This window comes from Filimonas lacunae, from assembly GCF_002355595.1.
Taxonomy (GTDB): domain Bacteria; phylum Bacteroidota; class Bacteroidia; order Chitinophagales; family Chitinophagaceae; genus Filimonas; species Filimonas lacunae.
The window spans coordinates 1,231,764-1,245,911 of the sequence record NZ_AP017422.1 but is presented as its reverse complement, the minus strand read 5'-3'; the positions used below and the strand labels follow the sequence as shown (position 1 = coordinate 1,245,911).

Genomic DNA, 14,148 nt, shown 5'->3' with positions numbered 1-14,148 from the left:
CCCTCATCCACCATATAAAATTGCCGCAAGCACAGCTATTAACACTATCAATGCAAGCACCGGTGAATAGATAGATACCCTGTCTTTTTTAGCAATATTATAAAGTAATAGTCCAGAACTCACGCTAAGAGAAACGATCAACACACAAGTAACAATAGTAAGTATTGCTGAAACAATGCCGTAAGTTTCATTACCTTCTACAAAAAAAAGACTGAACGGATTATAGAGAAGCGCACAGATCAACATAATATTCAGCACAAACGTAACAAGAACTGTTAAAGGTTTAAACAGGTCTTTTATTTTAGACAACATAATATCGGTCATATCTAATAATTTAAACATTTCGCTTATTAAAAGCATCGAAAAAACAGGTTCAATAACTTCAGAAATCTCCCCAATCAATGGGAAATAAATCATCCGTTGGGTAACCAAATTTTTCAACCAATTCTCTCTCCGGAAAAACTAGCCTTAAGGTTGGGCAGCTGTATGCAAAAACAACTGTTGCAATAGCTTAGGTATGGCACTGTTTTCTTCAAAACCTATATCTTTTCCAATAATCTTTCCTTCTGGGCTGAGGAGATAAGTGGTTGGCACCGCTACTACAGCAAACCCTTGCAGAGATACATTGCGGGTATCCAATGCCTGCGGCCAGGGTAGTTTTTCTTCCTGCACCGCCTGCTGCCATTTTACCTTGCTTTTGTCAATAGATATGCTGAGTATTTCGAAAGGATACTGGCGGTAGGTGTCGTATAGCGAACGCATAAACGGAAAAGACTGCCTGCATGGCCCACACCAGCTGGCCCAGAAATCTATTAGCACATATTTGCCTTTCAGCTGGCTAAGGGCTATTTCTTTACCATCAGGCCCAGGTAAGCTGAAATCTGCTACCGTAGCGCCTGTTACGCCATTCTTCAACCCATTCAGGTAGGCGTTTATCTGTTTGCCTGGCTCAGATGCCTGCATAGCTGGGCTTAGCAGCTGGTATATACGCTGTAGCACCTTAGCCGAAAGCCGGCTCCTGCTATTACCCAGCGTTACTACAAAACTGAATTTTCCACCATTCCCGTGCGCCGCTTCCAACAACAATCCGGAAAGTTTTTCCTGGTATACAGAATCAAATACTTTTCTTTTGGCTTCGTAGCCTGGTTCATTTTCCTGCACCCAGGGCTGTACAGCTGCGGCTGCCTTACCGGCTGCTACCCCCAGCTTTTCAAATTGCACAAATTCTATAGCAGAGGGCATTTCTTTAATAATACACCTGCTCATACCCTTGTCCAATGCAACACTATCCATCACTATGATGCCTGCACGGTCTATCACCAGTACAGCAGAGCGGTACATCTTTCTTACTTCTTCATCATACGCACTATGCAGTATGGCTATAATGGGCTGCTTAAAAGGCACCTGGAAAGTAAACACCCCGTTTTTGATGATAGCCGTGTCTTCACCAATGCCTTCACCGGATAGATATACTTTATCCAGTTGGGTGTCTGGCCCTGTTACATAACCTTTAATGGTCACAGTTTGCTGGGCAAAACCTGCCGCTGCTGTTAGCAGCAGGCAGGATAATATAGTAATTGGCTTTATCATTTGTAACCTTCATTTTGGTCGTCCGCCATAGCGGGGTTGTTATTTAATTGTACCTGCGGTATGGGATATAAGGCCCATTCGGGTTTCCAGCTACCGCCCTTTGCCTGGCATACAGCAGGCATTACCGTGTTTACCAGGCCGGTGCGCTTCAAATCCAGCCAGCGGTGGCCCCATTCTACAAACAACTCCACACGGCGCTCCTGCATAATACGGTCCAGGCATTCCGGTTGGGTCAGGTTCTCCGGCAGTTGCCCCAACCCTGCCCGTTGCCTGAGCACATCAACATCATCGGCTGCTGTTTCTACCTGCTGCTGCCTGGCCCTGGCTTCTGCTCTTATCAGGTACTGCTCGGCCAGTCGCATTACTATGGAGTATTCCGGTGTACCGGTGGATGTGTTGGTTTTATACTTCCATGCGTATTGATAGCTTACTGCACTACCTGCAGGTGTAATGGTGCCTATCCATTTTGTTTTTCTCAGATCGTCTGTCTCAAACGCATTGTATAGAAAAGAGCTGATGCTTACCCTGCCGGTGCTGCCAGCTGGCACACCTCTGAGTATATAGTTGAGTGCTTCTGCCGAGTAAGTAAGAAAAGAGCTATTGGGACTAAACTGCCAGATGGCTTCTTTGCTGGCACGCAGAAAGGCATTGTCAATAGATTCTATACCATAGTCGCTGGTATTGCTGATAACTGCCGTGGCAGCATCTTCTGCGTTCTTCCATTCTTCGTGATACAGGTACAGCCTGGCCAGCAAAGCGGTAGCTACGGCTTTGTTTACACGCACACGCTCTGCTGTAGGGTATGCTACAGAAAGGTAGCTCTGCGCCAGCTTCAGGTCGCGTATCATGGCAGGATATACAGAGTCTTTGGCAGATACCCGTGTTATAACTGAGTTTACCTTATAGTCTGGTGTGGTAATGTAGGGAATGTTGCCAAAATAATTCGTCAGGTAAAAATGGCAGAACACGCGCAGAAACAATGCTTCTCCTATCAGCTGGCGCTTATCAGCCTCCTTTACAGCAGGTGACTGCTGCAACTGGTCTATCAGGTTATTGGCCTGATAGATATGCCCATAGTATACGCTCCAAAAATCATTATTAATAGAGGCATTTAATGAGTTGGTGTAGTACCTGGATATAGGTGATGAATAACTGATCAGCTCATCTGCCGATAAACCGGGCATGGTGGTGGTATTAACTGTTCGGTAGCCTTCGAGGCTCGCGTAAATACCCATCAGTACTGCGGTGGCCGTTTTACTATCGCTGAATACAATAGAGGCCACTGTTTGTGTTCTGGGTTCGCCTGCATCTATCAGTTTTTTGCAGGCAGAAGCAGCACACAGTAGCAAAAGAAAAGAAGAATATAGAATGCGTTTCATAATACCTGGTTTTTAAAATGAACATTGAATACCTGCTACAATAGAGCGCATAGGCGGCACACTGCCCGATCCCGTTTCCGGATCGTTGTCTTTAAAGCTGGTAAAGGTGAAGAGGTTTTGTGCATTGAGGTAGATGCGCGCGCCCTTACTGTGCAGGCTGTGCAGCGCATTGGCAGGCAGCTGCCAGGCCAGCGATGCATTCTTTACCCGCATAAAGGAGCCGCCTGTATAAGCCCTCTCACTCATTTGTACATAATAGCCTGCCAGGTAAGCATCTGTAGCCGTGTTCTGTGTAAAGCGTTGTACATTGGTATGGTCGCCCGGCTTTTGCCAGCGATCCATTACAGCTACATTATAGTTACCTATGCCACCGGCGGGGCTAGGCGTTACAGTAAGGTTATCAAAAGTTGTTTTTCGTACATACTGCATATCTATCGTCAGCTGCCAGGCGCCATACCGCCAGGTGTTGGTAAAGCCGGCAAATAGTTTACGGTCGATATTTACAAGCGATTGCTGGTCGGTATTGGGTGTTGGCGCACTGGTGGGCTTGCCGTCTTTATCAGCAAATACATAAGTGCCGGTAGCAGCATCTACGCCCAGGTATTTAAATACTTTTTGCACACTTAGCGGCTGCCCTATTACATACTGGCTGGCATAGCTAGAGCTAGCCAGGTTGGGAAACGCCAGCAGCTTATTGCGCGGTATAGTAAGCGTAAGCGCACTATTCCAGCTGAATTTACTGTTGCTTACATTCACAGTGTTTAGGGTAAACTCCCATCCGTTGTTACCTATCAGTGCCGGAAAATTGCGCAGAATGCTGTTAAAACCTGTGGTAGGCGGCAGTGAATAGTTCACCAGCTGTGAAGAGCTGCGGTTGTTAAACCAGCTTACGTTCAGCAACACACGGTCTTTCCAGAAGCCCATATCCAGGCCTATTTCATACTTGCGTGTGGTTTCCCAGCTATAATCGGGATTATATAAGGCCACAGGCGATATAGCTGCTATGCCATTGTAGGTAAAGCCTGAGAAAACAGCAAGCCCGCCGGGTGCGGCAATGGTAGTACCACCATAGGTACTCAGATATTTATAATCGCCAATCTGATCATTGCCGGTTACGCCCATAGAAGCGCGCAGTTTGCCAAAGCTGAGCCAAGGCATTTTAATAAAGTTTTCTTCGCTGAATATCCATCCCGCACCTATTGCACCAAAGTTGCCAAACTGGCGGCCCGGGCCAAATCGGCTGGATCCATCCCTTCTGGCAGTAAGGTTAAGCAGGTATTTATCCTGGTAGCTATAGTTGAGACGGGCAAACAACGCTGCGTATTTATAGTTGGAATAGCCCGGCGTTACTGTTACGCTGGCAGCAGTAGCATAGTTTTCCAGCATAGCCTCAGAGCTGTAGTTGTTGGCGCGTATGGCCGAGCTGTTCTGTTGCAGTTGCTGCCAGGTGGCACCCACCAGCACCGCAAGACGCCCCCGGCCAATGGTGCGCACATATTCCAGCTGTGGCTCTACCTGCCAGTTGTTGGTAAGTATAGAAATAAAATTGCCGATACCCGAACTAAGCCCTAACTGTGGAGACAGGGTGGCCAGCGGACTGATAGATACTGATTGTTTGTTTTGATCGGTATAGCCAAAGTTGGTTTTGAGGGTAAGGCCACGCGCCAGTTGATAGCTAATGGCCAGGCTGGCGAGGAGGTTTTTATCGCCCGTGCGGTTGGGTTGGGCAAATTTAGCATAAGGGTTGGACATGTTTTCAATGAAGTTGAAAGAGCCATCTGCATTTTTCAATTCAGGCAAATTGGGTGGCAGGGAAAAGGCAAAATAAGAGATATCTCCCCCACTGGCGTAGTTGCTTTTGATATCGCTGTAATTGGCGCTAAGCGTTACTCTGAACTTACGGTCTACACTGGTTTGGCTAAAGTTGGCATGCAGCGAAGGCCGCTGAAAGTAAAAATTATCTGCGGGCAGTGGCGGCGTTTCGCGGTGAAAGCCGGCACCTATATGAAAAGTAGTTTGATTGTTGCCACCAGCCATAGACAGTTGTGCATCGGTAATGGAAGCGCCTTGTTTCAGCATTACATCCTGCCAGTTGGTATAACGGTTTACGTCTGCCCCTACACCATAGCCGTTCAGGTCAGGCGCTGTAAGTGTAGTGGGCGTTTCTCCGTCATTTTTAAATGCCTCACGCCGCATTTCCAGGTATTGTTCTGTATTCAGAAATTTGCCCGCCTGTGTGTACCGGCTATAACCTGCTGATACATTGGCATTCACACGCGTTTGCCCCGCTTTGCCTTTTTTGGTAGTGATGAGTATGACACCATTGGCACCACGCGAACCGTAGATAGCAGTGGCATCTGCATCTTTTAACACGCTAATGCTTTCAATATTGTCAGGGCCTATGGCAATAAAAGGGTTGATGCCAGCAGTATAATCATCCGCACCTGCTACCTGCACCCCATCTACCAGAAACAAAGGGGTGCTGCCACTGGCCAGGCTGTTGGTGCCACGTATCTCTACCTTTGCGTAGCCAGAACCTGCCAGCCCGTTGGCCTGGGTTATCACCAGCCCGGGTACATTTGATTGTAATGCCTGTAGCACATCAGCTACAGGCTGCCGCTCTATGGTTTCAGCTTTTACAGTAGTTACAGAACCTACATTGCGCCGCTCGGTGGTAGTGCCATAGGCTACAATTTTTACTTCATCCAGCTTGCTTAAGGAAGGCTGCAAACGTGCAATAAGCAACTGTGCACCTGTTACCGTTACCTCGTCAGGTACATAACCTACCAGGGCTATCAGCAACCTGTCTCCTGCTCTTACCTGGCTTAGCTGAAACCTGCCATTGGCGGCTGTACTGGCGCTTAGCTTAGTGCTGCCCTTTACGGTTACACTAGCGCCTTCTACCGGCGCGCCACTGCTGTCTGTAACAAGGCCGGTAACAGTAATAAGCGTATCAGGCACTGATGTTTCTTCCAGGGTATGCGCTTCGGGCACCTTTCTTTTCAGAAATATTTTTTTGTCGTCTGTTATTGTATATGTTATAGGCAGCTCTTTCAGGCACAGGTCTAATACTTCCTTTACTGTTTTGTTTTTTACATCAACAGATAAGAGCTTCAGCCCTTTCAACAGGTTTCTGTCAAAATTGAAGCCGTAGCCAGTCTGGTCTTCTATAGATTGCAGTACACGCTCCAATGATATGTTTTTTGCCTGCAGGGTTACTGTCTGGCTCAGTACATTAGCCTGTGTTGCCGATAATGCCATAAAAAGCAGGACACAGAGTAATTTTAATCGCATAAGCATCTTTTTAGGCAGTACATTGCCATGAACGAATAAGATCATAAATTCGTTTAGTTTTGGGTTTACTGAAAATGATTGTAAGAGATTCATCAAAGGAACCCGTAACATCTACCGTTTCGGGGCGGAATCCGAAACGGCTTTTTTATATGCTACCCGGGTCGTTTACACTCGCTTCATGTTTTGTTTTTTGGTAATTAAATAATTTACTCTTTCACTATCAGGCGGCGCTGCACTAACTCAAAACGGATATTGCTGTTGCGCAGTACTTCCAATGTGGTTTCCAGTGGCTGATCGCGCGAATAGTTTATCCATAGTTCCTGATCCGGCACTTTGCCTTCATACTCCACTGTTATATTATACCATCTGGCTATTGCTTTCAAAAAGTCCTTTGCAGGCACAGACCGGTAGAAAAACCTGTTGTTTTTCCAGGCTGTTACCTCATTCAAATTCACCTGCTGCACCACCATTGCTGCATCTGTTTTTAACAATGCCTGCTGCCCCGGCACCAGCTGTACCAGTGTGGCCGCAGATGCGTGCAGGTCCGACACCTGTATGCTGCCTGTAGCCAATGTAATGCTGCTGACCGCATCATCATTATAGGCAGATACGTTAAGGCCGGTACCTAATACTGCTACTTTTGCCTGCTGCGTAACTATATAGAAAGGTTGGTTTTTAGCAGGTACAACTTCCAGGTAAGCTTCACCCGTTACCCGTATGGTACGCTCCCTGCCGTTAAAGGCAGAGGGAAATTCGATGGACGATGCTGCATTCAGCCATACCTGCGTACCATCCGGCAATGCCAGCCGGAATTGTTTACCGGCAGGCGTGGTAAGCGTATGAATAGCACTAGCCGTTCCTGCCGTAGCAGCATTGTATATCAGCTGGTTATTATTTAACACCAGGGTACTGCCGTTGTCGGTGGCAATCTGCCCGTTACCCATACTATCCAATACCAGCCTGCGGCCATCTGATAGCGTGAGTATAGCACCCGGTTTGCCTGGCACTATAGCACCGGCGCTGGCGGCGCTACGCCCGTTGTTTGTGGCTGTGCGGGTTGGTATCACCAGCCATAATGCCACAGACAGTGCACATAGCGCTGCTGCTATGCCTATCACCCATAGCCTACGCGCAGCAGGTTTAGGCATGGGCATGACTGTTGCAGAACCGGCAGCTATGCTATTCTGTAAACGAACCCACTCCGCGGCAGCTTCCCCGCCTGCCTGCAAGGCAGGGTTGGTATAGGCTTCCAGCAACAACTGATCCAGCTCCTCGGTTTCTTCTGCCGCCTGTACATGTGTTCTTAAAGCCTTCAGTTGCGAAGGCTGCAGCCTGCCCTGTAGGTATTGCTGAAACAGTTGCCGGAAGTTGGGTGCAGGCATATTATTCGTTTATTCAGTATAATGACGGAAGAAAAGCAGCTGTCAATACAAAATCCGTAAAAAAAAGGAAAATTATTTCCGCGATATAAAAAGAATGAACAACAATGTGAGGCTGTCGGAATGATTGGATAGCTGCTCTCTAATCTCTGCCAGCGCACGGGTTATGTAGGTACGGGAGGAATGAACAGATATGCCCAGTTGCTGTGCTATTTCATCGTGCGACAAGCCTTCATACCGGCTCAGGCGAAACACTTCTTTGGTTTTGTCTGGCAGTGTGTTTACTGCCGCCGCCAGGGCTTCTTCCAATTCCCTGTATTCCAGCTTTTGCTGAGCCGTGGTATCAGATGAGGTAAAGAATTGTATCAGGTAGTCTACATTATCAGCGTTGAACACTTTCTTGCGCTGATAATCAATTACCAGGTTGCGGGATGAGGTGTACAGGTAGGCAGCCACATTGCTCACCTCTGCCAGCTTTGTCCTGTTTTCCCACAGCTTCAGAAAAAGATCCTGTGCCAGGTCTTTTGCCTGCTCCGGAGATTTGGTCAGGTGCAGGCTGGTACCATACACCTGCGGCCAATAGTGCATAAACAGCGCTTTAAAAGCTGCTTCGCTTCCTGCCGCCGCCTGTTGCAGCAGCTCTTTTTCGTTATGTAACGTTGCATTCTCCACTCTATTGACCTACCCGGCCGGCTTAAGCCATCAAAGAAATGCTTTTTTAGTGTGCCTTGCAAGTTCGCATTGGTAATAATTGACGGCACAGCAGGCCGACCTTCGCAAATTTCCCGCTTACAACGGTTTCACTTCGGCTTTACCAACGGTAAGGTTGGCAACAATATGTGCAACAGTTATCTTCAGCCCGTTTGTATTAGCAATATGTAACTCAGCCTGCAGTTGTTGCGCTAACCCTTTGATCAGTTGAAAGCCCATGGAACTGGCCTGATCAAAGTCGAAGTCATGGCTTAATCCCCGGCCGTTATCGGCCACTACCAGGTCGTATTTATGGGCGCCTTTAGCCTTCAAACTAATATCGATCTTACCCGGTTGTCCTTCGGAGAAGGCATGCTTCATGGAATTGGTAACGGCTTCGTTGATGATGAGGCCCAACGGTACCGCTTCTCCCACGTTGAAAACAGTAGGATCGATATCCATGTTCACATGAACGCTCTGGTGTATATTAAAGCTATCCTGTAGGTAATCTACCAGTTCCGGGATATAGCTGGTCATATCAATGGTTTTGGAATCTTCCGTCTGGTAAAGCTTTTGATGAATCAGTGACATGGAAAAAATACGGGACTGGGAGTGCCTTATGGCATCACGTGCATCGTCCTGCAGGTAAGCAGCCTGAAACTCCAACAGGTTATCGATGATGTGCAGATTGTTCTTCACGCGATGGTGCATTTCCTTGAGCAACCATATTTTATCTTTCACCAGCTCCTGCAACTGATCGTTCTTTTCAGTGATCACCTTGTTGGACTTTAGCTTTGTCAGAAACAGCCAGCATAACAAACTTACGATAACGAACAGCAGCGCTATCACCACATAAGTGATCTTTTTCTTTACCTCTGCCTGTTTAATAGCCGCCTGTTGCAGCGTATAGTTTTTTTCGATCACTTCCGCGTTCTTTGCTTTCAGTTCCAGGGCAGTGAGGGTAATCTTGTCTTTCTGGCTCAACAGGGCTGCCTGTTCCAGCTCTGCGTCTTTCAGCAATGCAGCCTGCCTCATTTTTTCAGCTGTGTAGTTCAGGGTCCGGATATTTTCTTCTTTGGTGCGAAGGGTATCTTCCTTACGCCGTGTTTTGTATTGGACTTCCAGTTCATCAGCGAGCTTTACTTTGGCTATTGTAAAGATAGAATCGGATGTGGTCTTGCTTCTGAGCAGGTAATCGTAAGCGCTTTTGTGGTTGTCCAGGGCAGCCTCGCAACTAGCTATGTAAGAAAGGGTATTGGCCATATACACATAGGTTTCAAGCTGTCCATTTTTTTCAGCGACCTTGAATGCAACCAGCGCCTGCTCAAACCTCTTGCTTTGATAATAGCACACCCCCAGGTTGTAATACATAGCACCGATGCTTGTATGCACCAACTCTGCATACCGGATGGCTTCCAGGTAATTCGTCTCGGCAAGCCCATATTCTTTCCTTTCCTGGTAGCTTTTTGCCAGAACGGAATGATAAAAAATTTTATCATTATCTGTTTCCGGCGGGCACTGTTGCTGAAACTTTTGCACATAGGGCAGAATCTCATCCTGGCGGCCCATCTTTCTCAGACCGTCGCAATACCGGTCAAGTGTAACGTAAAGGTCTACAAACCCCTTATACTTATGTGGCGCTGCCAGCAGGTATCCGCGATACCGTATAACCCCTTCAGGCTTATTCTGTGAGGCATACAGATTTGCCAGGTTCAGGTATAAATTGCTCATATCCTGATTGGTGGTACTGGCATTCACCGCTTTTTCTGCCAATATTCCGTATTGCGTGGCTTTATAAAAATTGTTTTCTAAACTATACATGCCACACATGCGGCTGTACAAACGAACCTTGGAAAGGCCGCCGAGACTATCGCTAAACTTCAGCGCGATAAAAAAATATTTTTCTGAAAGGTCTGGCAGGCGCAGGTTCCTATAAAATAAAGCAACTTGTTCTACTATCTGCGACATCATGCCGGGCAGCAACCTGGTCCTGTACGACAGCTTCAGCGCCTGTTGCATATAATAGGCTCCGGAATCAATCCAGAGACGCGGAGGCGACTCTGACAATCCGAGGTTTAAATTGAACATGGTCAGCACCATCAACGCCTTAAGCCGTATGCTGTCCTGCATGGCAGGAAACAATTTCTGTGCTGCCGTATAATCCCTGCCCTCGGTGTGTATCATGGAGGTGAGCAACAGCGCTTCCTGTTGAAAAAAGGCACTTTTCATTTGCCTGCCCAGGTCAGTCACCTGACGGGCATACTGAAGAGCGGTATCAAGATCCTCTTTTTCCCCATTGGGTTTGTAGAGGTGCTTATAGCCAATATTTAAAAGTATGGTGGCCCTCTGTGTATTGGATGAGCTTTTCTTCAACTGTTCCAGCAGACCGGAGAGGCTGCCGAGCACCCGGTTTTCTCCAGGCAGGTATTGGCCATAGCCAGCTACGAAAAAACAGGCCAGGGCCAACAACAAGGTTGCTTTTTTCATAATGCCAATTTAGGGCGTCTGTACTAAGTTTCCAATTTGGTTCATTCAGGTCAATGAATAGATCAACTGACTCGTCCTATAATAGCTACGTTCTCAGTCCTGTACAGCTTTTGATAAAGCAGGGAGTATACGGACGCAAAACCTTTGGTAGTAGCTTTAATACCAGTTACTGGCCAAAATTTGTTCCAGTTGCCGGATCTCATTGGAGTATATCGTCTTTTTTCGTTTGCCGAAATGCAGGATGTTTTCCACGTACGGACTTCCCTCCCATGCCAGCTTTACCAATTGAAGCGCCAACTCCTTTTTGGCAAGGAAATCCGGTATTACAGCGAAACCTTTGCCATTACTCAGGCAACGTAGTATAGAAGAGAAATTAGGCACTATATAATTGGGCTTCAGATCTGGCAGGCAACCAAAATTCGCCATCCAGAAATGCTGAAGATGCTCCATATCAGCCGCTGTAGTGTACCAGATCTGCGCTTTCAACCATTCCCTGATGGCCATTCTTTCATCGGCTAATAGCAGCGCATCCAATGTTATGGTATCTGTTTCATTGCCACAGATCAGGATAATCCGCTCTTTTGTAAAAGGTATATATTCCAGGTTGCTCTGATTTCCTTTTTGAGGGGTCAATATCAGGTCAAGCTTTCCCGTATCCAATTCCTGTACTATCTGCCGGTATTCTCCAAACCGCAGTACCAGGTTGAAAGGCAATTCTGCAAGGTGCTCTTCCAGCGAATATTTAAATATTTCAAGCCCCATACCTACACTAATCGTAGGCTTGTCCACCTTGGAATTTCGGTGAAAAGACTCTTCCGCTGCTTCCAGTTGATGAATAGGCTCTATTATACAATTATACAGGATGGTGCCCCGTTCTGTAGGCAGCATCTTCCTGGCTACACGTTCAAACAGGCGGTAGCCTGTATACGCTTCCAGCGAATTTAAGTGCACACTTACACCGGGTTGAGAAATAAAGAGCAGTTGCGCTGCTGTAGACAGGTTTCCTGTTTCGTAAACGGCTTTAAATGTTCTGAACCATTCCAAATTCAACATGGTGTAAGATTTTTAAGGTGACTGTTGCTGAACAGCCCACATCAAACCATTTGAATGCCATTTATCAACAAACAACATAATAATAAAAACCAAAATATACAAAACAATGAAAACAAACTACCTGTAGACAAAAAAGGATAAAACAGTATGATACAGAAATTAAAGTACACTCCGAAAATATCGGAGTTCGCAATTGCAACCCCACTATATTTTCGGGGTTACAGATCTTCCCGTCTGATATTCAGCCTGATCATTTTAGATTCCAGTGTCGTAGGCTTGATATCCATTAATTGTGCCGCCCCATTTACACCACGGACACGGCCATCTGCTTTTCTGAGTATCGAAATAATGTATTCCCGCTCGGTTTCATCCTTAGCGGTCTTCACATCTTCCAATGTTTTAATCACCTTTGAAACAGGTAAAGCATTCCTGTCTGTAAGCTTTCGTTTCAGTTCTAATTTCGATTGACCATCGTTGAGAACGGCCGACTGTTCGATAACGTTCTCCAGTTCCCTGATATTTCCCGGCCAGTGATAAGCCGTCATCTCTTCCATCATAGAGGCAGCAATACCGTAAAACGGTTTATTAAACTCCCTGCAATACTTCTCCGCAAAATAAACAGCCAGCTCTTTTATATCACTTTTACGCTCTTTCAATGAAGGCAATGTAATAGGAAAAACATTGAGGCGGTAATACAGATCAAGCCGAAAATTCCCTTCAGCAATCGCCTTCTCAAGATTACGGTTTGTAGCAGCTACCACCCGAACATTTACTTTTATAAGCGAATTACCGCCTACGCATTGAATTTCCTTTTCCTGTAAAAAACGCAGAATCTTTACCTGCATTTCCAGGGAAAGCTCTCCAATCTCATCCAGAAAAATCGTTCCTCCCTCAGCCTGTTCAAATTTTCCTTTTCTTTTTTCTATGGCGCCAGTGAATGCGCCTTTTTCGTGACCAAACAATTCCGACTCTATTAACGTAGCCGGAATAGCAGCACAATTTACTTTTATGTAGGGGGCATTTTTTCTTGGCGATAATAAATGAATGGCCTGGGCTAGTTTTTCTTTTCCGGTACCACTTTCTCCAAGAATTAATACGGATGTATTGTAAGGAGCAACCTGGGCAGCAAGATCCAACGCGCTCAGCAGTAAATGATGATTACCAATAACACCCCGGAACTCCGGATAATTCACCGATGCTCCCTGCTGGTTTCTTATAACACCCACCTTTTGTATCAAACCTGGCGTAGCTGCTCCGTAAATTATTTTTTCAGCCAATGCCACTAAACAGGTTCTCAAATCGTTGAGTAAAGCAATATGCTCATTGGTATGGATATGCTGCTGACGACTATAAAAAAAATAGTGAAAGAATTGCCCATTGCTTAAAACAACAGGAAACACCAGATAGGATTGTAAACTGAACGTTTCGGTCAATGTTTTTTGAAGAGAAGGAATATTCGCCTTCTCTCTGGCTGATTCACTGTTATAAATGATTGTATTGATATCCGTATGAGTGTTTGCGAGAATAACAGACAACGCTGTTTTCTTCAAATTGGTAATGGCAAGCAATGCTGTTTCCTCAATAAACTGGTATTCATCAAACCCGATACGCAAATATCCCTTATCGTTAAATTGTGCTGTATTAAGAGGTCTGCTACCAGACATCATAAGATCGAAGGGTATATAAGACTGCATAATTCTGGCCATCTTCAGCAATTGTTGCTGACCATCTATATTTTCTTCACTGATGGCTGTTAGTTGCTTCTGTAAAAGTGTTTCCTGGTTTGTTTTTGTTTCAATACTATTAACATAACGATACCAGGCAATATCTAACATGATCAATAAGTCTTTTTTCCTGAATGGCTTCACCAGGAATCCATATGGCTCTGTTGCCTTTGCCTCTTCCAATACCCTTTGACTTGAATTGGCCGACAGGTATATAAATACGATACGTTTCGATTGTAGCTTCCGGGCAATATCAATACCGGAGCGTTCCCCCTGTAAGCTGATATCAAGCAAAACAATATCAGGCAGTTTTTTTTGTAAATACGCTTCCGCCTCGTCGGCAGAGGTAGCTATACCAATTATTTCATAATCGGATCGCAGTAATACCAGCCTTAAATTACTTGCTACAATAAATTCATCTTCTACAATAAGTACCTTTTTCTTCATGACAGTAGCTATTATATTAAAATAATCGCACATAACAAAACTACGCTTCACTAAGTTTTTAAAATAAAAAAAACACCCTCTTTGCGCCCTTTCCTTATTAAAATA

General features: G+C 45.7%; 9 protein-coding genes. All 9 read right to left on the bottom strand.

The annotated features are described in order from the left end of the window. Positions 1-3 precede the first annotated feature (3 nt). The 9 genes from FLA_RS05155 to FLA_RS05115 all read right to left on the bottom strand — a co-directional run bounded on the left by FLA_RS05155 (position 4) and on the right by FLA_RS05115 (position 14,043). Entirely contained in the window at positions 4-417 is a 414-nt protein-coding gene (locus tag FLA_RS05155; RefSeq protein WP_076382301.1) for a hypothetical protein, read from the bottom strand. A gap of 51 nt (positions 418-468) precedes the next feature. Then, the gene (locus FLA_RS05150; protein ID WP_076382302.1) at positions 469-1,590 is read right to left on the bottom strand and encodes a TlpA family protein disulfide reductase; all 1,122 of its coding nucleotides are present in this window, start codon (positions 1,588-1,590) and stop codon (positions 469-471) included. Beyond that, positions 1,587-2,969, bottom strand: coding sequence for a RagB/SusD family nutrient uptake outer membrane protein (locus FLA_RS05145; protein WP_076382303.1), 1,383 nt, complete (start codon positions 2,967-2,969; stop codon positions 1,587-1,589). Before FLA_RS05145 ends, FLA_RS05150 begins: the two co-directional genes overlap by 4 nt. A gap of 12 nt (positions 2,970-2,981) precedes the next feature. Then, positions 2,982-6,230 carry a SusC/RagA family TonB-linked outer membrane protein gene (locus tag FLA_RS05140; protein WP_076382304.1) on the bottom strand — a complete coding sequence of 1,083 codons (3,249 nt, stop codon included), beginning with the start codon at positions 6,228-6,230 and terminating at the stop codon, positions 2,982-2,984. 239 nt (positions 6,231-6,469) lie between these two features. After that, entirely contained in the window at positions 6,470-7,645 is a 1,176-nt protein-coding gene (locus FLA_RS05135) for a FecR family protein (protein WP_076382305.1), read from the bottom strand. A 72-nt stretch (positions 7,646-7,717) separates the two neighbouring features. After that, positions 7,718-8,314, bottom strand: a complete 597-nt coding sequence (locus FLA_RS05130) for an RNA polymerase sigma factor (RefSeq protein ID WP_076382306.1) — start codon at positions 8,312-8,314, stop codon at positions 7,718-7,720. A gap of 117 nt (positions 8,315-8,431) precedes the next feature. Further along, positions 8,432-10,819, bottom strand: a complete 2,388-nt coding sequence (locus tag FLA_RS05125; protein ID WP_076382307.1) for a histidine kinase dimerization/phosphoacceptor domain -containing protein — start codon at positions 10,817-10,819, stop codon at positions 8,432-8,434. Between the two features lie 156 nt (positions 10,820-10,975). Continuing rightward, positions 10,976-11,872, bottom strand: a complete 897-nt coding sequence (locus FLA_RS05120; protein WP_076382308.1) for a LysR family transcriptional regulator — start codon at positions 11,870-11,872, stop codon at positions 10,976-10,978. A gap of 218 nt (positions 11,873-12,090) precedes the next feature. Further along, complete coding sequence (locus FLA_RS05115) at positions 12,091-14,043, bottom strand: sigma 54-interacting response regulator (protein ID WP_076382437.1); 1,953 nt, start codon at positions 14,041-14,043, stop codon at positions 12,091-12,093. Positions 14,044-14,148 lie beyond the last annotated feature (105 nt).